Consider the following 22799-nt stretch of genomic DNA (forward strand, 5'->3'; position numbering starts at 1 on the left):
ACCTTCTGACAGGCTCCCCCGGAAATGCCGCTCGACCCACTGACGATGCTGACCATTTCGATCGCTCTCGCAGCCGCCGCCGCGCTGTATCTGGCGGTCGAGTGGCGCAGCATTCGTGAGCCTTCGCTGCTGTTCTGGAGCGCCGGTTTCGCCACTATCACCATCGGTTCCACCCTGGCCCTGCTGCGCAGCAACGGTTTTCTGCTGATCGGCATCTGGTTCGCCAACGGCTTGCTGGTGACCGCGCACTTTCTGTTTCTGCTGGGGGTGGCGCGCTTCACGCAGATCCGTCTGTCCCCGGCCTGGTACCTGATTTTCGTCAGCTGGCTGGTCATGCTGTTATTGCCGGACGGGCCGCTGTGGTCGAAAGTCATGCTGGCCGCCAACTCGCTGCTGGTGGCCGCCTCGACGCTCAAGGCCAGTCTGCTGCTGCGCCCCCATGGCAGCTCGCTGAGCGTCGGCGCGGTGCAACTGCGCTACGTGTTGCTCGGTCACGGGCTGTTCTATGTGGCCAAGGCCCTGACCGTGATGATCCCGGGCACGCTGATCGATCTGGCGGCGTTCCGGGGTGAAATCATTCAGATTTCGCTGGTCGAAGGCGCAATGGCGATCATGCTGATTGCGCTGTCGATGACCGGCACCGAACGCTACCGGCGCGAGGAACAGATCGCCCGACTGGCCGCCCGTGATCCGCTGACCGCTCTCTACAACCGCCGCGCCCTCGATGTGCGCGCGCCGCGCTTGCTGCAGGACGTCTCCCCGGCGCATCCGGGTGCCCTGCTGCTGATCGACATCGACAACTTCAAATCGGTCAACGATCAGTATGGCCACAGCGCCGGCGACCGTTTGCTGGTGGCCTTGAGCGAAATGATCCGCGCCGAGACCTCCGATGAGGCGCTCGCCGCCCGTTTGGGCGGCGACGAGTTTGTGATTTTGCTGAGCAACGCGCCCAGTGATCACGTCGTCAGACTGGGCGACGCCCTGCGCGATCAGTTTCACCGCAGCGCCGCCCAGGCATTCCCGACACCAGAGCCGGTGACGTTGAGCATCGGCGCCAGCCTGTTCAACCAGCCGCCGGCCAGTCTCGCGGCATTGATCGAACAAGGCGACGCCGCGCTCTATGAATCCAAGCGCGGTGGGCGCAACCGCCTGCGCCTGACCGGAATCACCCCTTCAGGATGACCAGCCCCATGACCCGTTCCGAAACGCCCCTGCAAGACCTCGCCGCCCCCGAAGGCATCTGCTACGGCTGCGGCGGCCGCAACCCGCATGGGCTGCACGTCAAAAGCTTCTGGCACAAGGACGGCGTGCATGTGATGGCCGAACACCTGCCGGACGACAAATACTGCGGCTGGCCGGACCTGGTGTACGGCGGGTTGCTGGCGATGCTGGTCGACTGCCATTCCAACTGGACCGCGATGGCTTACCACTACCGCGCCGAACAGCGTGCCCCGGGCAGCCTGCCGCGCATCGACTGCGTCACCGGCAACCTCGGCCTCAAGTTCATCAAACCCACACCGATGGGCGTCACCCTGACCTTGCGCGCCAGGGTCGAAGGCGACGTCGGGCGCAAGACTCGGGTGATCTGCGAGGTGTACGCCGGGGAAGTGCTGACGGCGGTGGGCGATTCGGTGTTCGTGCGGGTCGATACCGGGCAACTGGCGGACGCGGCGCACGGCCGCTGACTCCACACGCTCTCCTGTAGGAGCTGTCGAGTGCAACGAGGCTGCGATCTCTTGATTCTGACCTTGATGGAGGACGCCAAAAATCAACCTCAAAAGATCGCAGCCTTCGGCAGCTCCTACAGAACCGATACTTGAGCAAACCCGGCTAGGCGCGCCTACGCCAAAATCGACGAGGCTATAGCCGACCGCACTTCCAGGAGTCTCCACCAAGTGTCCGACCTGCCGACCCACCGCGCCTATACCCGGCGCTTCCACAGCGTGCTCGCCTACATCGATGCCCATCTCGAAGGTGACCTGTCGGTGAACACGTTAAGTCAGGTAGCGAACTTTTCGGCGTTTCACTTCCATCGGCAATTCAGCGCGTTCATTGGTGTGCCGGTGTCGCGCTATGTGCAGCTGATGCGCTTGCGCCGGGCCGCCCATCGGCTGGCCGCGCAACCGCAGCACTCGATACTCGACGCCGCGTCTGACGCCGGGTTCGAGAGTCCGGAAGCGTTCAGCCGGGCGTTCCGGCGCGACTTCGGCATGACGCCCAGTGCCTTCAGGAAGCAACCGAACTGGCAGACCTGGAATGCGGTATTCGCCATCCCTCACTTTTCCAGGAGCGTCATCATGCAAACCAGAATCATCGACTTCCCGACCGTGCGGGTCGCCGCGCTTGAGCACCGCGGCGCGCCGGGCGAAGTTCAGCAAAGTGTGCAGACATTCATCGCCTGGCGCCTGCACAGCGGGCAGTCGCCCGTGGCGTCCAGTCGCACCTTCGGCATTCCCTTCAACAACCCCGACACCACGCCTGCGGAGGATTTTCGCTTCGCCATCTGTGGCGAGATTGAAGAGCCGGTAGCACCGAATACGTTCGGCGTGGAGGAACTCGTTATTCCCGGAGGTCGTTGTGTGGTGGTGCGGCACGTCGGTTCACCCGACCACATCGGTGAAACGATCTACCCGATCTATCGCGACTGGCTGCCCACCAGCGGTGAGGAATTGCGCGATCATCCGCTGTTTTTCCATTACCTGAGCGTCTATCCCGAGACGCCGCAAGAGCAGTGGCAGACGGACGTGTACGTGCCTTTGCAAGGGTAAGTGCCACTGAGCTGTTTTTCCGCTTGTGGTGCCCAAGGACAACCCTTTATAAGAGCGGCTTCTCTCTCGAAATAAAGGGTTCACCATGAGCAATGCCTGGAACGAAGGGTATTTCACCGACGAGGGCTACACCTACTCGTATAGCCGGGAAATCAATCCGGTGTTCCAGCGTTTTTGCCTGTTGTTGCGCGGCTTTGCCACGCTGGAGAGTGCTGGTGGCTACCACTGCGAACTGGGCTTCGGCCAGGGTGTGTCGATCAACATCCATGCCGCCGCCAACCCGGGAAACTACGTCGGCACCGATTTCATGCCATCCCAGGCCGCGCATGCCATTGCATTGGCGAGCGACTGGAACAGCCAGGCCCGCCTTTATGACGACAGTTTCGAGCAACTGCTGGCCCGGGATGACCTGCCGGCCTTCGACAGTATCAGCCTGCATGGCATCTGGACCTGGGTCAGCCGCGACAATCAGCAACTGATCGTCGAATTCGCCCGCCGTCACCTCAAACCCGGCGGCCTGTTGTATGTCAGCTACAATTGTTTCCCGGGCTGGTCGCCTTCGGCGCCCTTGCGCAATCTGTTCAGTCTGCACAACCGCTTTGCCAGCCACGCCTCCACCAGCCCGGCCAAACGTATCGATGCCGCGATGCAATTTTCCGAAGCACTGTTGGCGGCCAATCCGAAGTACGCCAGAACGGCGCCGGCTCTCGGTGCCCAGTTGCAGAGCATCAAGGGCCAGAATCGTCAGTACGTGGCCCATGAGTACTTCAATCGCGACTGGAACTGCATGTATTTCACTGACGTGGTCGACGCCATGGCGGCGGCCAAACTGGACTACGCCGCGACCGCCGTGCCGTTGGATACCGTTGCTGCGCTGAATCTGAGTGCAGAAGGCATGGACTTTCTGCAGGGGATCGAGCATCCGGTCATGCGCGAACAGGCGCGCGACTACTTCATCAATCAGAACTTCCGCCGGGATCTGTACATACGCGGTGCCAATCGGTTGTCTGCCGCCGAACAGCGCGATGCCCTGCTGAGAAGCCGGTTTGTCCTGTTGCAAGCCATTGAAAACATTCCCGACACGGTCACCGGTCCGGCCGGTGCGGCTTCGTTGCAAGCGGAGATTTACAGCCCGGTGCTCGCAGCGCTCGCAGCCAATGCCTATGCAGCGAAAACCCTGCAGCAGTTGTCGATGGCTGTGGGCTCCGTGTCTTACGACGACCTGGTACAGGCTGTCACCGTGCTGATCGGCATGGGCGTCGCCGCCCCGTGCCAGAGCGAAGCCGCTGAAAGACAGGTGCAGGAACGTTGCGACACCCTCAACCTGCAACTGTGCAAACGGGCGCTGTTCAACAGCGATATTCAGGTGCTGGCCAGCCCGGTCACCGGCGGTGGCGTGGCAGTCAGCCGCGTCCAGCAGTTGTTCCTGATTTCGCTCAAACAAGGCATGACTGACCCGCAAGACTGGGCGCAACTGGCGTGGGCCGTCATCGGTGAACAGGGCGAAGTGCTGCTCAGGGGTGACCAGCCGCTGCTCACCGCCGAAGAAAACCTTGCCGAGATGACTGAGCAGGCCCGGGCATTTGCCCAGACACCGCTGGACATTCTCATGGCGTTGAAGATTGCCTGATCCCTTCCCCCGAACGACTGGCCGCGATCACCAGCGGCCGGTCGTCTGCGTTTGCGGCCATGAATGCCGTCTCCGGACTTGACCTCCAGCACTTCCATCCCTGACTCCCCGGCGAAAAAGCAAAATTGCCATGTGTTTCCATCGTTCCTTCTGGCGTCGCACTGTTCATTGCCCGTCCCTGTCTGTCTGGAGTTTCTCGATGCCGTCGCCCAAATCCCTGCCCTCTGCCCTGCTGGGCCTGGCCCTCGCCTGCCCGGTCATGGCCGAGGAACCCAAAGGCATGGAGTTGGGACAGGTGCTGATTTCCGCTGACGAGCAAAGTGGCACGGATGCCTCCGTGGCGGAGGCCGAAGCGCGTCTGGCGCAAGTGCCCGGCGGCAGCAATGTGGTCGACATGCGTCAGCCGTTGCAGGGCCGGGTGGCGAGCAATCAGGACGTCCTGGCGTATCAGCCGGGGGTCTACGCGCAGTCGGCGGGCAACGAAGGGGTGAAGATTTCGATCCGGGGTTCGGGGATCAACCGCGCACCCGGCGCGCACGCTTCGGGGTTGTACACGATGCTCGACGGCCTGCCGCTGACCGGCCCCGGCGGCACGCCCTACGAATTGCTCGAACCGCTGTGGCTCGACCATGTGGAGGTGCTGCGCGGCGCCAACGGCTTTGATCGTGGTGCGCTGGCGCTGGGCGGCGCCGTCGATTACGTCAGCCACACCGGCTACGACGCGCCGAAACTGCAGGTGCGCTATGCCACCGGCAGCCATGGTTACCAGCAGCGTCAGGTGAGTTCCGGGCAGGTGCTGGGCGACTTCGATTACTACGTGTCGCTGACCGACGCGAACGCTGACGGCTATCAGGATCACACCGCCAGCGAGAGCCAGGGCGTGATCGCCAACTTTGGCTACCGCTTCAGCCCGAACCTGGAGACCCGCTTCTATTTCCGTTACCGCGAGACCGACAACGACCTCGCCGGCCGTGTGACCAAGCATTCGATCGAGCACACGCCACGGGCGGCCAACCCGGCTTACGTGGCGCGCGACGACAGCCGCAAACAACCGGGCAGCACCTTCATCGGCAACAAGACCACCTACTACATCGACGATGATTCGAGCATCCAGACCGGCCTCGTCTATCACGACTACCCGATGGACCTGCGCGAAGGCCCGAACCGTCTGAAAGTCGCCTACACCGACGTCAGCGGCACCTTCGACTACAAGCGCCGCGACACTTTTCTGGGTATGGAAAGCCATAGCACCGTGGGCCTGCGCACCACCAAACACCTGCCCAACGACGGCGCCAGTGAATTCGTGCGCATCCCGTCCGGCAACACCGCCGCGTATGCGCCGGGCACCCGCATGCGCAACTTCACCTATCAGGGTTCGGACACCGTTCTGCACGTCGGCAACGACCTGGAAATCGCCGACGACCTGTGGCTGACCACCGGCCTCGCCGCCCTCTACACCCGCCGCGAAAGCGCCGTCACCTACCCGCAAAGCGGCGGCAAGACCAGCATGAGCGACTGGGACTATGCGCCGCGTCTGGGCCTGCGCTATCAGGTCACGCCGGACCTGCAGTTGTTCGGCAACCTCAGCCGTTCGGTCGAAGCACCGCACCCGTGGTCGCTGATCTACAGCTCGAACATCCGCTTCCCGGCCGGCAACGGTGCGGCGACCGGCACCCAGAGCGATCCGATCAAACTGCAGAACCAGACCGCGACCACCCTCGAACTCGGCGGTCGCGGCGACAGCACACTCGGCCAGTGGAGCCTGGCGTGGTACTACGCGCAGGTGCGCCACGAATTGCTGTCGGTGCTGCCGGACGCCAACGCCGTCACCCCGTACGAACTCAACGCCAGCCTCACCGTGCATCAGGGTGTCGAAGCCAGCTTGCAAAGCACGCTGTGGTCAGCCGCCGACGGACGTAAATTGAGCCTGCGTCAGGCCTACACGTTCAGCGACTTCCACTACCGCGACGATCAGCGTTTTGGCGACAACCGCCTGCCGGGTTTGCCGATGCATTACTACCAGGGCGAACTGCGCCACGACTGGCCTCAGGGCTTCTTCGCGGCGGTCAACACGCAACTGGTGTCCAAGGTCGCGGTGGATTACGCCAACAGCTACTACGCCGATCCCTACGCACTGTTCGGTGCCACCGTCGGCTACAACGCGCCGAAAAACGACTGGCAAACCTGGCTCGACTTGCGCAACCTGACCAACAAGCACTACGCCGCCACCGTTACGCCGGGGTATGACGACAAAGGCCAGGATGCGGCGCGGTCTACGCCGGGTGAAGGGTTGGGGGTCTATGTCGGGGTGTCGTGGAGTTTGCTCTGACCGCAGGATCTGACCCGTAGCGGCAACAAACAGCGGGTCAAAACGGCCCCTGCGTCATCACCCGCGTCTCGATGATGTTGCGCAGCGCGTCAACCCGCTTCTGGTACAGCTCAGTCAAGCAACCGACCTTCGCGCCACAGGCCTTGCGGCTTTTCAGAAAAGCCTGCTGTTCGCCGATCAGCGCATCGCGCCCGCCCATCGGCAGCAGGCGTTTGTCGAGGCTGAACAGCTCGCCCATGGTCACGTCCAGGTCGTTCAGCGAGCGGTTGGCGCAGACTGCTTTCTCGTCTGCCGCTTTGGCCTTGGCACAGTCGAAACTGGCGGCGTGTGCTGAATTGGCAGCGATCAGCAGCGCACAGCCGAGGGCCGCGGCGGTCACCCTTGAAATTTCTAGAACTCGTGTCATGTCGTCGTATCCAACGTTGTAAGCCAATGGAGGTATGAGAAATGAAAAGCACCGACGACAGCAAGCCTGCAACCCCTCACAACGCACCACCGCTGGATGCGGCGGGCAAACCGGTGGATGTGGTTCGCCGGTATCTGCAGGACAGCGACGACGACACCAAGGCTGTGGACGAAGTGCTGACGCCGACCTCGATCCGCACCAAGGAACAGGAGGCCGAGGCACTCAAGCGCAAGACCGATGCGATCGAGCGCAAAGTCGCCGACGGCAATTAATTCGTCGAACACAGGGTAGCGTTGCGCGAATATGCGCGTTGGATGGATTGCTTATTGCCAATGATTCCATGCGTTGCGCGCGCCTCTCTTCCCTCCCGATAACTGTGTCCGTTCAAAGACTTGAAGGTCTGGAGCGGATACGTTCTGCTGACCGTCAAACTCCCGCCCACGACCGTTCGGCGCTTTCGCTGGCAGGGCCGCCAAATCGCATCTAGGGTTGCGTGGCTGGCGATGTGCCAGCGACCCGCGAGCGGCGGTCACGCGCTCGCCCGTAGTAGCACTGGAAAAGAAATCAGGGATGGTTTTTGTGCTTGCGGCTGTTCTGCGCGCCACCGGGCGCGCCACTGATCCCTGCGTTTCGTTGTGTTCTCTCAAGGATAGAAAGATGAACAACGTACCGGTCATTTCCCCTTGCCAGCCCCTGAGGCAGGCCACTTGCGAAACACCCGACGTCCCGCCTGGCGGTTTCGGCTGAGGACACGCGCGGCCTCGGCGCATGGCGCCTGCGCCGTGCACCCGGACATCACCCTTGAACAGATCCCGACGGATCAGGTTGCTCGCCTGCCGGTGCTCCACAAGGCAGAGGCTGCCTGTCTGTCAGGTAAGGCGCCCCTTCTCGTCAGGGGGCGGTTTTGCAGCACCGATGAGGAAACCCTCGCTATGTCCCGTTCAACGGCCAACATCCCGCCTTACGGCGTCGCCATTCAAAGTGCGATCAAGCAAGGCGATGTGCAGCACATGAAGACGCTGTTGCAGCAACGCGACACCAGCAAGCCTGAAGCGCAAGACCTGAAAGACGCGTACGAAAAACTGGCCAGGGAAGTTTCCAGGCACGAAAAGTCCTGAAGCCATCAATCACATTGCAATGGAGGCAATCAACATGTCCGGATCCACTGAAAATGTCGGCCTGTTCCCGGTGAGCTATCGCATCGGCACCGGCGCTCCCGGTGCGCAGTCGCTGGCGCTGCACCTGCTGGTCTCGACACCCGATACGAAAGTCAACGGCACCGCCGCGATCACCCAGGCGACCAATCCGCCGCTCGACGTGCATTCCGACGTCTGGGGCGAGTACACCTACCTCACCGTGATGTCGCCCGGCGTCAGCAAGATTCTCGTGACGGCCCAGGGCAATCACGGCGGCCCAGGCGCCAACTCCCTCGATAACTTCGAGGTGCGGCTGGTGGTGGGCACTGACTGGCGCGAAGGTGTCGCCAACTATCGCTACTTCGATGGTCAACGCTGGCATGAGGTCAACAACGCCCCGGCGCATCTGGTGGAGTCGATACCTTCACCGTTCAATCCCGGCCCGGTGATCAACCCGCACCCACCGATCCTGCCGCTGTATGCCGCGCCGATTCAGAGCGCCATTGCCAGCGGTGATCTGGCGCAGATGAAAAATCTCGCCCGACTCGCCGAACAGCAACTGGAGCAACTGCCGAAATTGCGCGACGCACTGGACACCGCGAAGAAAGAGGTCAGCCGGCTGCAGAGCCGCTGAGTCAGGCCACTTGATTCACCATTCACTTCAGGGAGTAGCACCATGTCGATTGGACTTTTTCACACTCGTCTCTACATCAGCAACTCACTGCTTGGCGCACCGGTTCTGACCCTTGATCTGCTGGTCGACACCGCGCATAAACGGGTCAGCGGGATTGCCAGCGTGTTCCAGGCCACCTGGCCGACGGTCAATTTCCGGACTCAGGTCTGGGGCAGTTTTTCCGAAACCAAACTGACTGCAAACGTCGAGAACCACATCATCCTGACCCTTGACGGCGGTCCGAGCGGCCCGCTCAGCCAGATCGCCCAGACCTTCCACCTCAGAGGCATCCTGGGCGGCGACTGGGCCAGTGGTTTTGTCGATTATCGCTATGAAGAAAAGGGCCAGTGGCACGAGGTAAAGCACGTTGCGGTGCATCCGGCACCCAGCGAGCAACCGCACCCCACGCCGCATCCGCAACCCCTGTACGCCGTGGCCGTGCAGCAGGCGCAGGCCGGCGGCGATCTGGCGCAGCTCAGATCCGTGGTGCAACAGGCCGAGCAACAAGTGGCGCATGAGGGCGCCTTGCGCAGTGCGCTTGAGCATCTGAAAGCGGAAATCACGCGTCTGGAAACACGCTAACCGACCGGCCCCGGGCGCGATTGCACAGGATCGTGCCCGGGGCTTGTTCAACGGCGGTCAATTCCTTCGTAGCGCGCACAGGATGGTGCGCAAGGATTTCCCATGTCAGACGTGCGCCCTGCCCGTTATCTCAGCGACACCGATCTCAAACGCTACGTGCCGGTGCACGTGGTCTGGGAGATCACCCTGGCCTGCGACTTGAAATGCCTGCATTGCGGCTCCCGCGCAGGGCATCGCCGGCCTGACGAACTCAACACCCGCGAATGCCTGGACGTCATCGACTCGCTGGCCGCGCTCGGCACTCGCGAAATCACCCTGATCGGCGGCGAAGCCTATCTGCGCAAGGACTGGACACAACTGATCAAGGCCATTCACGACCACGGCATGTACTGCGCAATCCAGACCGGCGGGCGCAACCTGACCCCGGCGAAGATGCAGGCGGCGGTGGATGCCGGGCTCGACGGCGTGGGCATTTCCCTCGATGGACTTGCGCCGTTGCATGACGCGGTGCGCAACGTTCCCGGCTCGTTCGACAAGGCCGTGGACACCCTGCGCCGGGCCAAAGCCGCGGGGCTGGCGGTGAGCGTCAACACCCAGATCGGCGCCGCGACCCTGCCCGACTTGCCAGCGCTGATGGACACCATCATCGAACTCGGCGCCACCCACTGGCAGATCCAGATCACCGTCGCCATGGGCAACGCGGTGGATCATCCGGAGTTGCTGCTGCAACCCTATCAATTGCTCGAAGTGATGCCGCTGCTTGCGCGGCTGTATCGCGAAGGTGTCGACCGTGGCTTGCTGATGAATGTCGGCAACAACATCGGCTATTACGGCCCGTATGAACACCTGTGGCGCGGCTTCGGCGACGAGCGCGTGCACTGGACCGGTTGCGCCGCCGGCCAGACCGTTCTGGCGCTGGAGGCCGACGGCACGGTCAAAGGCTGCCCGTCACTGGCCACCATTGGTTTCTCCGGCGGCAATGTGCGCAGCATGAGCCTGCACGACATCTGGCATTACAGCGAAGGCATGCATTTCGGGCGCTTGCGATCAGTGGATGATATGTGGGGTTACTGCCGTGGCTGTTATTACAACGACGTCTGTCGCGGCGGCTGCACCTGGACTTCGCATTCGCTGCTCGGCAAACCCGGCAACAACCCCTATTGCCATTACCGCACGCTGGAGCTGCACAAGCGTGGGTTGCGCGAGCGCATCGTCAAGGTCGAGGACGCGGCGCAGAAATCATTTGCGGTCGGCCGCTTCGACCTGATAACCGAGCGCATCGACACCGGCGAAAAAGTCAGCAGCGTCAGCGACAGCGGTCAGGTGATCAAACTGGCATGGATCAATCAGGGCCAGCAATCGCCGGAACAAGGCCGGATCGCCCCGCAACTGAGCCTGTGCCGCAGTTGCTTGCAGTACATCTATCCGCACGAGGTGATCTGTCCGCACTGCGCCGCCGATGTCGCCGCCGCCGAAGCCGAGCACCAGGCCAATCGCGCGCGGCAGCAGGCGATCATGAATACGCTGACCGGGCTGCTGGGCATTGCGCCCAGTCACCTGAGCTGATTGCATGAGGTCGGCGTCAGTCCTGAAATAGAAATTTCTCTTCCGTGTCCCGGGTTTTCCTGCCCGGGACAGCTCACCCCCTGCCCGCAAAGGCCCGTTTTAACTGGGTTAGGCCGTTCTGCTTCAGCAATTTGTATTCACATCCCAGCTTAATAATATTTTACCGATACCCCCCTCCTGCCTAGTCTGACCGCAAGCAAAACGGACAAGCCTGAAGCGATCCGAATCCACTTGCCTTGCCAGGAAGGATGTACAAATGAGCACTGAAACAATAAAAACAGACACGCTTGTCGTGGGCGCCGGACAGGCGGGGGTAGCGATGAGCGAGCACCTGAGCAAACTCGGTGTACCGCACCTGGTGCTGGAGCGCAGCCGCATTGCCGAACGCTGGCGCAGCGGGCGCTGGGACTCGTTGGTGGCCAACGGTCCGGCGTGGCACGACCGCTTTCCGGGGCTGGAATTCGATGACGTCGATCCCGATGGTTTCGCCCCCAAGGAGCGCGTCGCGGACTATTTCGAAGCCTATGCGAAGAAATTCAACGCGCCGATCCGCACCGGCGTCGAGGTCAAAAGCGTGGTGCGCAATGTCGGGCGTCCGGGCTTCACTGTCGAGACCTCCGAGGGCGTGATCGAGGCCAGCCGGGTGGTTGCGGCGACCGGTCCTTTCCAGCGTCCAGTGATCCCGCCGATTGCACCGCAAGACCCGCGTCTGTTGCAGATCCACTCCGCTGACTATCGCAACCCGCAGCAACTGCCCGACGGCGCAGTGCTGGTGGTCGGTGCCGGTTCGTCCGGCGTGCAGATCGCCGATGAACTGCAGCGTTCCGGCAAACAGGTTTACCTGTCGGTCGGCGCTCACGACCGTCCGCCGCGTGCCTATCGCAACCGCGATTTCTGTTGGTGGCTGGGGGTGCTCGGCGAGTGGGATCAGGCGGCGATGAAACCCGGCCGTGAGCACGTGACCATTGCGGTCAGCGGCGCGCATGGCGGACGCACCATCGATTTCCGGGGTCTGGCCCATCGCGGCATGACCCTGGTCGGCGTGACCGAGTCGTTCAATAACGGCGTGGTGACCTTCAAGCAGGACCTGGTCGACAACCTCAAACGTGGCGATGACAACTACCTCGCCTTGCTGGATGCCGCCGATGCCTACATCGAGCGCAACGGCCTCGACCTGCCGCAAGAACCTGAAGCGCGAGCGACCTATCCAGATCCGGAGTGCGTGAAAAATCCGCTGCTCGATCTGAATCTGGCCGAAGCCGGGATCACCTCGATCATCTGGGCCACCGGCTTCGCCGTGGATTATTCCTGGCTGCAAGTCGCGGCATTTGATGACAAGGGCAAACCGCAGCACCAGCGCGGCGTGTCCAGCGAGCCGGGGGTGTATTTCCTCGGCTTGCCATGGCAGTCGCGACGCGGTTCGTCGTTTATCTGGGGCGTCTGGCATGACGCCAAACACGTGGCCGACCACATCGCCACCCAGCGCAAATACCTTGATTACAAAGATGCCGAGCAGCGTGAAGCCGCCCTGCATTCGACCGCCAACACGAAAGCCGCCGACACCGTCGACGCTTGATTGCCTACTTTCGCGGCGGTGCTTCTGCGCCGCTGAATACCCAGTCTGGAGCTGTACATGAGCAAGCCAACTCACACCCGCATCCGTATGTTCAACACCAAGGACACTTACCCAAACCAGACCTTGGACAACGACCTGTGCCAGGCCGTGCGTGCCGGCAACACCGTGTATGTCCGGGGTCAGGTCGGCACTGATTTCGACGGCAATCTGGTGGGCCTCGGTGATCCGCGCGCGCAGGCCGAACAGGCAATGCGCAACGTCAAACAACTGCTGGAAGAAGCCGGCAGCGACATGAGCCACATCGTCAAGACCACGACTTACCTGATCGACCCGCGCTACCGCGAGCCGGTGTACCAGGAAGTCGGCAAGTGGCTCAAAGGCGTGTTCCCGATTTCCACCGGGCTGGTGGTGTCGGCACTCGGGCAGCCGCAGTGGCTGATGGAGATTGATGTGGTGGCGGTGATTCCCGAGTAATCAGACGCACCGCGTCGCGGCCATCGCTGGCAAGCCAGCTCCCACAGGTTTGAGGTGCTTACAGATTTTGTGACCAACCCAATAACTGTGGGAGCTGGCTTGCCAGCGATGAGGCCCACAAGGACAACAAATTCCTCGAAAGGAGTTAGACCATGACCTTTTCAATCGCAGCCCGTTGCCCCGAAACCGGCCAGTTCGGTGTCGCCATCAGTTCCTCCAGCATCGCCGTCGGTGCGCGTTGCCCGTGGCTGCTGCCGGGGGTTGGCGCGGTGTCGAGCCAGAACATCACCCTGCCGTCCCTTGGCCCGGAAGTCCTCGCGCTGATGGAACAAGGTCACGCGCCCGATGCGGCGCTGGACCAGGTGCTGACCCGCAACGGCTATAGCCAGTACCGGCAGATCACCGCGATCAACCACCTCGGCCAGACCGCGCATTTCAGCGGAGCGCAAACCCTCGGCGTGCACAACGCCGTGTGCGGCGAACAATGCGTGGCCGCCGGCAACATGCTCGCCGGGCGCGCGGTGATCGAAGCAATGGTCAGCGCCTTTGAAGACGGCGAAGGCCAATTGGCCGACCGTTTGCTCAAGGCCCTGCACGCCGCCCAGGCCCTCGGTGGCGAAGCCGGGCCAGTGCATTCGGCAGCGGTGGTGGTGGTCGGCGAACAGACCTGGCCGATCGTCAATCTGCGGGTCGACTGGGCCGACGAGAATCCGATCGGCGAGTTGCAAAAACTATGGGACGCCTATCAGCCGCAGCTGCAGAACTACATCGATCGCGCGCTCGACCCGGCCAAGGCACCGGGGTATGGCGTTGCCGGAGACGATCGATGAGCAGCAGCGTCGCTTTGCTCAAAACGCTGGTGGGGTTCGACACCACCAGCCGCGAATCCAACCTGCAGCTGATCGAGTTCGTGCGTGACTACCTCGCTGGCTTCGACGTGCCGTGCGAGCTGATCTACAACGCCGAGCGCAGCAAGGCCAATCTGTTCGCGACGATTGGCCCCGCCGGGCAACCGGGCATCGTGCTCTCCGGGCACACCGATGTGGTGCCGGTCGACGGCCAACCGTGGACCGTAGCGCCGTTCGAACTCAGCGAGCGTGACGGCAAGCTGTTCGGCCGTGGCACCGCAGACATGAAGGGCTACATCGCCTGCGTGCTGGCCTTGGTGCCGGCGCTGGTGCAAGCAACATTGCGCATGCCGGTGCACATTGCCCTGTCTTACGACGAAGAAGTCGGTTGCCTCGGCGTGCGCTCGTTGCTCGCCGAGCTGGAACAACGGCCAGTCAAACCTTTGCTGTGCATCATCGGTGAACCCACCGAACTGAAACCGGTGCTCGGCCATAAAGGCAAACTGGCGATGCGCTGCGACGTGCATGGTCATCCGTGCCATTCGGCCTACGCGCCGCTGGGGGTCAACGCCATCGAGTACGCCGCCGAGCTGATCGGCGAACTGGGGCGCATCGGCCAACAACTGAAGGCACCCGAGCAGCACGACAGCCGTTTCGATCCGCCCTACAGCACGGTGCAGACCGGCGTGATCAGCGGCGGCAAGGCCTTGAACATCGTCCCCGCCGATTGCCGCTTCGACTTCGAAATCCGAGCCCTGCCCTCGCAGGATCCGAGCCTGGTCGCGCAGCAGTTGCAGACCTACGCCGAGCAGCACGTGCTGCCACGCATGCGGGCGGTCAGCGAACACAGCGCGATTCGTTTCAGTGAGCTGTCGGCTTATCCCGGCCTGGCCACCGATGCGCAAAGTCAGGCGGCGGAGCTGATCGCGGCGTTCTGCGGTTCACGGGAATTCGGCACCGTGGCGTTCGGCACCGAGGGCGGGCTGTTCGATGCGGCGGGCATTCCCACCGTGGTCTGTGGTCCCGGCAGCATGGATCAGGGGCACAAACCGGACGAGTTTGTCAGTCGCGCGCAACTCGATGCCTGTGATGCGATGCTGCAACGGCTGCTGGCTTTTATCCGCGCTTGAAACACGGCTCGACGTACGTTCAGGCGTACAGTCGAGCCAATTCCTCCCGACAGTGATCGACGAACAACTGCACCGGTTTGGTCAGTTGCACCCGACGCAGCCAGGCGGCTGACAGGCCCGAACCGGTCACGGTTTCCGCCAGCGGCACGCACACCACTTTCTGTCCGTCGTAGGTGTACTCGCCGAACGGCCGGGTCACCAGAATCGAAAAGCCGAAACCGCGCCCGACCATGCCGCGCACCATCTCGATCGACGGTGAGCTGAAAACGATGTGCGGGGCCAGTCCGCGCTCTTCGAAGATGCTCACGAAATAGGTACGGCTCGGCACCACGTCGAGCAGGATCATCGGCTCAAGCACCAGATCGTGCAGCGAGACTTTCGCCTGTTGCGCAAAGCGGTGGTCGGCCGGCAGCAAGGCGTAAGGCTGCTGCGGGGGCATCAGCGAGGTGGTTTCGATGGTGCTGTCGAGGTCGTGCTCGAACAGCATCGCGACATCGATGCTGCCGGCGGTCAGTGCCTGCACCAGTTCCTGCTGTTCGCCGTCGCGAATACGGATTTCCACCCCCGGCCAACGCTGCTTGAACCCGGCGATCAGGCGCGGCAGGTACAACGGCGCGACGGTTTCGAAACAGCCGATATCGATCTGCCCGGAAACCACGTCGTTGTCCGCCAGCGCGTTCTGCTCGAACTCATGCGCCACCCGCAGCAACTCCAGCGCCTTGCGATAAAACCGCGAGCCACTGGGCGTCAGCGACACGCCTTGGGCGTGATGGCGGATGAACAGCTGCACGCCGAAGCTTTCTTCCAGATGCTTGATCGCCGTGGAGACCGACGGCTGGGCGATATAGAGCTTGCGCGAGGCTTCGGCCACGCTGCCGCAATCGGCGGTGGTGACGAAGTATTTGAGCTGGCGCAGGTTGTAGGCGGCCATGGAAAACCTCTGCAAGTAAGACGACGCTTTTGTGGTGAGGAGATTTGTCTGTGGTCAGGGCATTTGTCTGTAGTCAGGGGGTTCTGTGGTGAGGGGATTTATCCCCGATGGGGCGCGAAGCGGCCCCTGTTTCTAAAGTCAAAAGAGGGGCCGCTTCGCAGCCCATCGGGGATAAATCCCCTCACCACAAAACTGTGTAAATCCAGAAAAGAGCGAAGCCTGAACATACCGGAGCTACGCATTACACGCGGCATATATTTTTTAAGGTCTGAAGCAACAAACTTACTAATTTATCTATCCCGGGCCTTTGCACATGATCGCTTCAACAAGAAATGCGCCGTCCGTGTCGGCGCTTGCCGAAGTACGTCCACGTACTCATCCTTGCCTTGGAGTTCGTCATGTCCACCTCTGCAACAACATCCGCGCCGCTCATTGAAAAACACACGATAGGATACGTGCCCCCCGAAGATCGCCACGGAAAGGTCAGGGATCTGTTCACGCTGTGGTTCGGCGGCAACATTGCGCCGTTGCCCATCGTCACCGGCGCGCTGGGCGTGCAGTTGTTCCACTTGAATCTGGTCTGGGGCATCGTCGCGATTCTGGTCGGTCACCTGGTCGGCGGCGTGCTGATGGCACTGCACTCGGCGCAAGGCCCGCAGATGGGCATTCCGCAGATGATCCAGAGCCGCGCGCAGTTCGGCTCGCTCGGCGCGCTGCTGGTGGTGCTGATTGCCGGCGTCATGTACATCGGCTTCTTCGCCTCCAACATCGTACTGGCCGGCAAGTCGTTGCACGGCGTGGTCGACAGCGTGCCGGTGCCGGTCGGCATCGTCATCGGCGCCCTCGGTTCGGGGATCATCGGCATCATCGGCTACCGCTTCATCCACGTGCTCAACCGCATCGGCACCTGGGTGCTGGGGATCGGCATCGTCGTCGGCTTCGGCTACATCTTCACCCATATTCAAACCGATGACTTTCTCACCCGCGGCAGCTTCAACCTCTCCGGCTGGCTCGCCACCGTGTCGCTCGCCGCGCTGTGGCAGATCGCGTTTGCCCCGTACGTGTCCGACTATTCGCGTTACTTGCCGGCGGACGTGAAAGTCTCGTCGACATTCTGGACCACCTATCTGGGTTCGGCGCTCGGCTCGAGCCTGGCGTTCATCTTCGGTGCCGTTGCCGTGCTGGCAACGCCCGTGGGCATGGACACCATGGATGCGGTCAAACTTGCCACCGGCTCGATCGGGCCGCTGATGCTGGTGCTGTTCCTGCTCAGCGTGATCAGCCACAACGCCCTCAATCTGTACGGCGCGGTGCTGTCGCTGATTACCCTGGTGCAGACTTTCGCCTACCGCTGGATTCCGACCGCCAAGAGCCGTGCGGTGATCTCGATCATCGTGCTGCTGGCCTGCTGCTTCGCCGCCGTCGGCGCCTCGAAGGACTTCATCGGTCACTTCGTCGACATGGTGCTGGTGCTGCTGGTGGTCCTGGTGCCGTGGACCGCGATCAACCTGATCGACTTCTACGCCATCCACAAGGGCAAGTACGACATCCAGTCGATCTTTCAGGTCGACGGCGGCATCTACGGACGCTACAACCCGCAAGCGCTGCTGGCCTACGCAATCGGCATTGCGGTGCAGATCCCGTTCATGAACACCCCGCTGTACGTCGGCCCGGTGTCGGCGCATATCAACGGCGCCGACCTGTCATGGCTGGTGGGGCTGCTGGTGACCTCGCCGCTGTACTTCTGGCTGGCCAGTCGTGACAGCGCCTATCGGCGGCGGATGATGGGCGGCAAACTGGTGGGCAGTCTGTGACGATGTCCGCATGACAAAAGAAGGCCCGCCATGCGCGGGCCTTCTGCGTTGTGGTGTGGTATTTCCTGTGGCTGGACAGTCAGCCACAACACAGGGAATCCCATGTTGCGAATACTGGGCAAGGCCTCATCGATCAACGTGCGCAAAGTGCTGTGGACCTGCGCCGAACTGCAGATCCCGTTCGAGCGTGAGGATTGGCCTCGATCAGCAATTACAGAAGACTGGCGCCTATGTCAGTGGCGAACAGTTTTCCCTTGCCGATATCCCCATTGGGCTGTCGGTCAACCGCTGGTTCGAAACGCCGCTGGCGCATCCGGACTATGCCGCCGTCAGGGCGTATTACGAGCGTCTGAGCCAACGCGAAGGCTTTCGCCTGTATGGCAGGAACGGTACGCCGTGACGATCAAATCAGCAGATCTTCATAAAACGCGCCGAACGGGCGCTGCGGGTGGGCAATCTGGATTTCCAGAATCCACACCCCGGCATTCGGCGCCTGCTCGAAATCACCGAGATTGCCGCCTTTGTAAATCGCGTGAGGGAAGTCGCTGACGCGGTGGCCCTTGATATCGAGGTGCAGTACCCAACCCATGGTGTTGGCCTGATCGGTGGCGTAGCGGTACAACTCGACCCCGGACACGCCCTGGCGCCAGAACGCTTCGACCCGGTCAAACAACTCCTTGGCCGCCGCCGCGCAAGCCATCATTTCCGGATCGGAACCGGTGGTGAACGTCGCCCCGGCATCGCCTTCGTGCCCCTGCCAGACCACGCCCATGTCGATGAAGAAAATGTCGTTTTCACCCAGCACCGGATCGCCATCGGAGCGTTGCTTGAAAGTCTTCAGGGTGTTGGCGCCAAAGCGGATCAGCAGCGGATGCCAGATGCGGTCCATGCCCAGTCCGGCGAGGATCTGCTTGCCCTGCTCCTGGGCTTCGGATTCGCGCATGCCGGGCTTGATCACCTGGGCGATGGCATCGACGGCCTGCCAAGTCAGATTCTGCGCGTGACGCATGGTTTCCAGCACAAACCGCTCACCGACTGCTTCTTTACCGCTCAGGGCTGCACTCATTTGCTTGTTCCTCATGGCTACGCTGTATAGTTTTTTATATTGCGAAACGCCGATCAAGATACAGCCATGACACAACGTGTCAATTACTCTTCTGCACGCACCACGCCGCGCTCTTCCAGCAAACGCACGAACATACCCAAGCTGCGCGACACCGTACCCCGGCGCCACACCAGCCACGTCGTCAGATAACGGAAATCCGCCGCCAGCGGCCAGACGCTGACCGTCGCACTGCCGGGCATGCTCTGCAGCATTTTGCGCGGCATCAGCGCCAGCCCGGCCCCGGCGCTGACGCAGGCGAGCATGCCGTGATACGACTCCATCTCGAAAATCTTGCCCGGCACAGCGGCGTCGGTGCTGAACCATTTTTCGAAGTGGTGACGATAGGAACAGTTGGAGCGGAACGCGTAAATGTTTTCGCCATTCACGTCCGCCGCACGCTGCACCGGGGCGTGATTGAGCGGTGCGATGATGACCATTTCTTCTTCGAACGCCGGCACGCCTTCCAGCGCCGGGTGCAGCACCGGGCCATCGACGAACGCCGCCGCCAAGCGCCCGGCCAGCACGCCATCGATCATCGTTCCGGACGGGCCGGTGGACAGGTCCAGATCGACCTTGGGATGCAACTGGTTGTACGCCGCCAGCAGTTCGGGAATGCGTACTGCGGCGGTGCTTTCCAGCGAACCGAGGGGGAATGCACCCTGCGGCTCTTCACCGGCGACCGTGGCCCGCGCCTCCCGCACCAGATCGAGAATGCGCCGGGCGTATTCGAGGAAGCTCCAGCCAGCCGGCGACAGGCGCAGACGGCTTTTCTCGCGAATGAACAGGTCGACGCCCAGGTCCTGCTCCAGCTGTTTGATCCGCGTGGTCAGGTTCGACGGCACGCGATGTATCTGCGCCGCCGCCGCACTGATGCTGCCGTGCTCGGCAACGGCCTTGAAGATTTCCAGCTGCACCAGATCCACAGTCATTCTCCAATCGTGAAGGAATCGATCTTTATTATTCAGTTTCCAGAAAACAAACGCCACCCTACTCTAGGCCCATCCACTGAATTCGCAGGAGCCAGCCATGAGCCAGATTTCCAGCCAGACCCACGCCATCTCGATCAACCCCGCCACCGGCGAACAGATCGGTCACTACGCCTTTGAATCCGCTGAGGCCCTCGACGCTGCGCTGACCCGCGCCGCATTCGGTTTCTCGAAGTGGAAACGCAAGCCGCTGCAGGATCGTTCCCGCGCCCTGACTGCGCTGGCCGGTGCCCTGCGCGACAGCGCCGAAGCCATGGCAACCATGATCACCCAGGAAATGGGCAAGCCCATCGCCCAGGCCCGTGGCGAAATTGAAAAATGCGCCAAGCTCTGTGAGTGGTACGCCGAAAACGGTCCGGCCATGCTCAGCGCCGAACCGACTCAGGTCGAGGGTGGCAAGGCGCGCATCGAGTACCGTCCGCTGGGCCCGATCCTCGCGGTGATGCCGTGGAACTTCCCGATCTGGCAAGTGCTGCGCGGCGCGGTACCGGCGCTGATCGCCGGCAATACTTACGTGCTCAAACATGCGCCGAACGTGATGGGCAGCGCCTACCTGCTGCGCGATGCCTTCAAGAACGCCGGCTTCGCGGACGGCGTGTTTGAAGTGATCAACGTCACCCCCGAAGGCGTTTCGACCGCCATCGCCGACCCGCGCATCGCCGCCGTGACCCTGACCGGAAGCGTACGCGCCGGCATGGCCATCGGTGCTCAGGCCGGTGCCGCACTGAAAAAATGCGTGCTGGAACTGGGCGGTTCCGACCCGTTCATCGTGCTCAATGATGCTGATCTGGATGAGGCCGTGCAGGCTGCCGTCATCGGGCGCTATCAGAACTCCGGCCAGGTCTGCGCCGCCGCCAAGCGCCTGATCATCGAAGAAGGCGTGGTCGAAGAGTTCACCCGCAAATTCGTCGAGGCCACGCGTCAACTGAAGGTCGGCGATCCGCTGTCCGCTGACACCTATATCGGCCCGATGGCACGTTTCGATCTGCGTGACGAACTCGACCAGCAAGTGCGCGACACCCTCGAAGAAGGCGCGACCCTGCTGCTCGGCGGTGGCAAGGCCCAAGGCCCGGGCAACTACTACGAGCCGACCGTGCTGGCCGATGTCACCGACCGCATGACCTCGTTCAAACAAGAGCTGTTCGGCCCGGTCGCGTCGATCATCACCGCCCGCGATTGCGCCCACGCCGTGGCTCTGGCCAACGACAGCGACTTTGGCCTGACCGCCACGATCTACACCGCCAACGTACAACTGGCCCAGCAACTGACCAGCGAACTGGACACCGGCGGTGTGTTCATCAACGGCTACTCCGCCAGCGACCCGCGCGTGACCTTCGGCGGCGTGAAGAAAAGCGGTTTCGGTCGCGAGCTGTCGCACTTCGGCGTGCGTGAGTTCTGCAACGCGCAGACGGTGTGGCTGGATCGCAAATAACACCGCCCCCTGTAGGAGCTGCGGCACGCTGCGATCTCTTGATTTTGATTTTCCAGATCAAGATCAAAAGATCGCAGCCTCGTTTCACTCGACAGCTCCTACAGGGTTTTACGTCGTGCGTTGATTGCGCGAGCGCAATGACCCCAGGGCTTACAGATATTTCAGCCAGGCGATGTCGCGACGCCGCGATTTCAGCGCAGAGAACCAGCGTACCGCCGGGTACAGTGCCAGCGCCAACAGCAGTGACACGAGCCAGATTGCCGCTACTGAATCGAAGCCGAAATAGCTACCGTGGTTAAGGCCGAACAGCGCCACGGCAATCAGATACAGCACCTTCAGCACGTACAGGTGCAGCAGATAGAAGAACATCGGCGCCGAACCGAAGACCGTCAGCCAGTGAATCCAGCGGCGCGTCTGCCGCCGTTCGAACACCCGCAATAACAGCAACCCGATGCTCACCGTCAGGGTGATGAACAGCAGCGATGGCGGGTACTTGGTGATGTTGAAAAACGCCATCAGCGTTTGCACGGTCGTGTCTTCAACCGCCCAAGGCTTTTCGCCATAAGCGTTGATCAGCCGCAGCCCGACGAAGCCCAGCAGACCGGCGATACCGCCCAGCAACAGAGCCTGCTGACGGCTCCAGGCATCAGCCCCGCGGGCGAACCACGGGCCCAGTGCATAACCCAGACCGATCACGCCGATCCACGGCAACAGCGGGTACGAAGTGCGCAAGCGCAGACTGTCACCGACCTCGATCCAGCCCCGGTCATGCAGGATCGCCCATGGCACATGCAGTGCCGACTCCGGCGAAAAATGCAGCCCATCCAGCAGGTTATGCCCGGCAATGATCGCCAGACTCAGCGTCAGCAACAGCCAGCGCGGCAACCAGACCAGCAGCGACAGCGCGATCATGCTCAGGCCAATCGCCCAGATCACCTGCAGATAGATCACGCTCGGCGGCAACTGAAACGTCCACGCGAAGTTCACCCAGGTGAATTCCAGCAGCACCAGAAACAGCCCCCGCTTGAACAGGAAGGCGCTGACATCGGCCTTGCCCGCGTACTTTTCGCTGAACAACCACGCAGACAGCCCGGTCAGCAACACGAACACCGGTGCGCACAGATGCGCCAGGGTGCGACTGAAAAACAACGCCGGCTCGGTGTTGGCGATGTCCATCGGATCGGACACCTGACGGTGCAACAGGAACGTCTCACGCACGTGATCCAGCAGCATGAACAGGATCACCAGACCTCTCAAGGCATCAATGGACAGCAAACGACCGGTCGGCGGCGGATTGGAACGAGCACAGGTAATCGTCATGGACATTTCGCCATCGAGTCAATGAATCAGGGGTCGCAACGGCGAGCCTCAGCAAAAATTCGCGTTACTCTATAACATAAAAAGTCGATCCCC

21 protein-coding genes and 1 pseudogene are annotated in these 22799 nt (G+C 62.0%); 17 read left to right on the plus strand and 5 right to left on the minus strand.

Going from position 1 to position 22799, the window contains the following annotated elements; all coding sequences use genetic code 11:
• The first annotated feature begins 24 nt into the window (after window positions 1-24).
• The 5 genes from ACTJKS_RS12855 to ACTJKS_RS12875 all read left to right on the plus strand — a co-directional run bounded on the left by ACTJKS_RS12855 (window position 25) and on the right by ACTJKS_RS12875 (window position 6727).
• On the plus strand, window positions 25-1182 hold the full coding sequence (locus ACTJKS_RS12855; protein ID WP_108182420.1) for a GGDEF domain-containing protein: 1158 nt from the start codon (window positions 25-27) through the stop codon (window positions 1180-1182).
• Window positions 1183-1190: 8 nt separating this feature from the next.
• Window positions 1191-1685 carry a PaaI family thioesterase gene (locus ACTJKS_RS12860; RefSeq protein ID WP_108182419.1) on the plus strand — a complete coding sequence of 165 codons (495 nt, stop codon included), beginning with the start codon at window positions 1191-1193 and terminating at the stop codon, window positions 1683-1685.
• 210 nt (window positions 1686-1895) lie between these two features.
• Window positions 1896-2768, plus strand: a complete 873-nt coding sequence (locus tag ACTJKS_RS12865; protein ID WP_108182418.1) for an AraC family transcriptional regulator — start codon at window positions 1896-1898, stop codon at window positions 2766-2768.
• An 85-nt stretch (window positions 2769-2853) separates the two neighbouring features.
• Window positions 2854-4398 carry a class I SAM-dependent methyltransferase gene (locus ACTJKS_RS12870; protein WP_108182417.1) on the plus strand — a complete coding sequence of 515 codons (1545 nt, stop codon included), beginning with the start codon at window positions 2854-2856 and terminating at the stop codon, window positions 4396-4398.
• 199 nt (window positions 4399-4597) lie between these two features.
• Window positions 4598-6727: a TonB-dependent receptor family protein gene (locus tag ACTJKS_RS12875; protein ID WP_142579882.1), complete on the plus strand. Its 2130-nt coding sequence runs from the start codon at window positions 4598-4600 to the stop codon at window positions 6725-6727.
• Between the two features lie 37 nt (window positions 6728-6764).
• Here the strand turns inward: ACTJKS_RS12875 and ACTJKS_RS12880 are convergent, their stop codons facing one another.
• Window positions 6765-7133 carry a lysozyme inhibitor LprI family protein gene (locus ACTJKS_RS12880; RefSeq protein WP_108182415.1) on the minus strand — a complete coding sequence of 123 codons (369 nt, stop codon included), beginning with the start codon at window positions 7131-7133 and terminating at the stop codon, window positions 6765-6767.
• 41 nt (window positions 7134-7174) lie between these two features.
• On the opposite strand from ACTJKS_RS12880, the gene ACTJKS_RS12885 reads away from it, so the two are divergent.
• The 9 genes from ACTJKS_RS12885 to argE all read left to right on the plus strand — a co-directional run bounded on the left by ACTJKS_RS12885 (window position 7175) and on the right by argE (window position 15118).
• A complete protein-coding gene (locus ACTJKS_RS12885; protein WP_108182414.1) occupies window positions 7175-7405 on the plus strand; it encodes a hypothetical protein in 231 nt (76 codons plus the stop codon).
• Window positions 7406-8065: 660 nt separating this feature from the next.
• A complete protein-coding gene (locus tag ACTJKS_RS12890) occupies window positions 8066-8251 on the plus strand; it encodes a DUF1843 domain-containing protein (protein WP_041062751.1) in 186 nt (61 codons plus the stop codon).
• A 34-nt stretch (window positions 8252-8285) separates the two neighbouring features.
• Window positions 8286-8903 (plus strand): DUF1842 domain-containing protein, encoded by a 618-nt coding sequence (locus ACTJKS_RS12895; protein WP_108182413.1) that lies wholly within the window; start codon window positions 8286-8288, stop codon window positions 8901-8903.
• A gap of 42 nt (window positions 8904-8945) precedes the next feature.
• A complete protein-coding gene (locus ACTJKS_RS12900) occupies window positions 8946-9524 on the plus strand; it encodes a DUF1842 domain-containing protein (protein ID WP_108182412.1) in 579 nt (192 codons plus the stop codon).
• Window positions 9525-9626: 102 nt separating this feature from the next.
• Window positions 9627-11090, plus strand: coding sequence for a GDL motif peptide-associated radical SAM/SPASM maturase (locus tag ACTJKS_RS12905; RefSeq protein ID WP_262948803.1), 1464 nt, complete (start codon window positions 9627-9629; stop codon window positions 11088-11090).
• 256 nt (window positions 11091-11346) lie between these two features.
• Window positions 11347-12666 (plus strand): flavin-containing monooxygenase, encoded by a 1320-nt coding sequence (locus ACTJKS_RS12910; RefSeq protein WP_262948801.1) that lies wholly within the window; start codon window positions 11347-11349, stop codon window positions 12664-12666.
• A gap of 57 nt (window positions 12667-12723) precedes the next feature.
• Entirely contained in the window at window positions 12724-13140 is a 417-nt protein-coding gene (locus tag ACTJKS_RS12915; RefSeq protein ID WP_003225869.1) for a RidA family protein, read from the plus strand.
• Window positions 13141-13292: 152 nt separating this feature from the next.
• Window positions 13293-13970, plus strand: a complete 678-nt coding sequence (locus tag ACTJKS_RS12920; RefSeq protein ID WP_262948799.1) for a DUF1028 domain-containing protein — start codon at window positions 13293-13295, stop codon at window positions 13968-13970.
• Window positions 13967-15118, plus strand: a complete 1152-nt coding sequence (gene argE, locus ACTJKS_RS12925) for an acetylornithine deacetylase (RefSeq protein ID WP_108182408.1) — start codon at window positions 13967-13969, stop codon at window positions 15116-15118. The genes ACTJKS_RS12920 and argE overlap by 4 nt, the downstream gene beginning before the upstream one ends.
• Window positions 15119-15137: 19 nt before the next feature.
• Here the strand turns inward: argE and ACTJKS_RS12930 are convergent, their stop codons facing one another.
• The gene (locus ACTJKS_RS12930; RefSeq protein WP_108182407.1) at window positions 15138-16049 is read right to left on the minus strand and encodes a LysR family transcriptional regulator; all 912 of its coding nucleotides are present in this window, start codon (window positions 16047-16049) and stop codon (window positions 15138-15140) included.
• A gap of 398 nt (window positions 16050-16447) precedes the next feature.
• On the opposite strand from ACTJKS_RS12930, the gene ACTJKS_RS12935 reads away from it, so the two are divergent.
• Together ACTJKS_RS12935 and ACTJKS_RS12940 are read left to right on the plus strand one after the other, a co-directional pair.
• Window positions 16448-17863 (plus strand): purine-cytosine permease family protein, encoded by a 1416-nt coding sequence (locus ACTJKS_RS12935; RefSeq protein WP_064587942.1) that lies wholly within the window; start codon window positions 16448-16450, stop codon window positions 17861-17863.
• A gap of 102 nt (window positions 17864-17965) precedes the next feature.
• A pseudogene (locus ACTJKS_RS12940) lies at window positions 17966-18263 on the plus strand (hypothetical protein).
• A 3-nt stretch (window positions 18264-18266) separates the two neighbouring features.
• On the opposite strand, the gene ACTJKS_RS12945 reads toward ACTJKS_RS12940, so the two are convergent.
• On the minus strand, window positions 18267-18929 hold the full coding sequence (locus tag ACTJKS_RS12945; RefSeq protein ID WP_198759336.1) for a M24 family metallopeptidase: 663 nt from the start codon (window positions 18927-18929) through the stop codon (window positions 18267-18269).
• Window positions 18930-19012: 83 nt separating this feature from the next.
• Entirely contained in the window at window positions 19013-19891 is an 879-nt protein-coding gene (ptrR, locus tag ACTJKS_RS12950) for a putrescine utilization regulator PtrR (protein WP_108184380.1), read from the minus strand.
• A 103-nt stretch (window positions 19892-19994) separates the two neighbouring features.
• Here ptrR and ACTJKS_RS12955 point away from each other — a divergent pair, with 103 nt between their 5' ends.
• Window positions 19995-21386, plus strand: coding sequence for an aldehyde dehydrogenase family protein (locus tag ACTJKS_RS12955; RefSeq protein WP_108182405.1), 1392 nt, complete (start codon window positions 19995-19997; stop codon window positions 21384-21386).
• Between the two features lie 150 nt (window positions 21387-21536).
• On the opposite strand, the gene ACTJKS_RS12960 is transcribed toward ACTJKS_RS12955, so the two are convergent.
• Window positions 21537-22706 carry a DUF1624 domain-containing protein gene (locus ACTJKS_RS12960; protein ID WP_108182404.1) on the minus strand — a complete coding sequence of 390 codons (1170 nt, stop codon included), beginning with the start codon at window positions 22704-22706 and terminating at the stop codon, window positions 21537-21539.
• Window positions 22707-22799: the final 93 nt, after the last annotated feature.

It is taken from the genome of Pseudomonas sp. 22189 (assembly GCF_052045635.1).
In the GTDB taxonomy this organism is placed as follows: Bacteria; Pseudomonadota; Gammaproteobacteria; order Pseudomonadales; family Pseudomonadaceae; genus Aquipseudomonas; species Aquipseudomonas parakoreensis.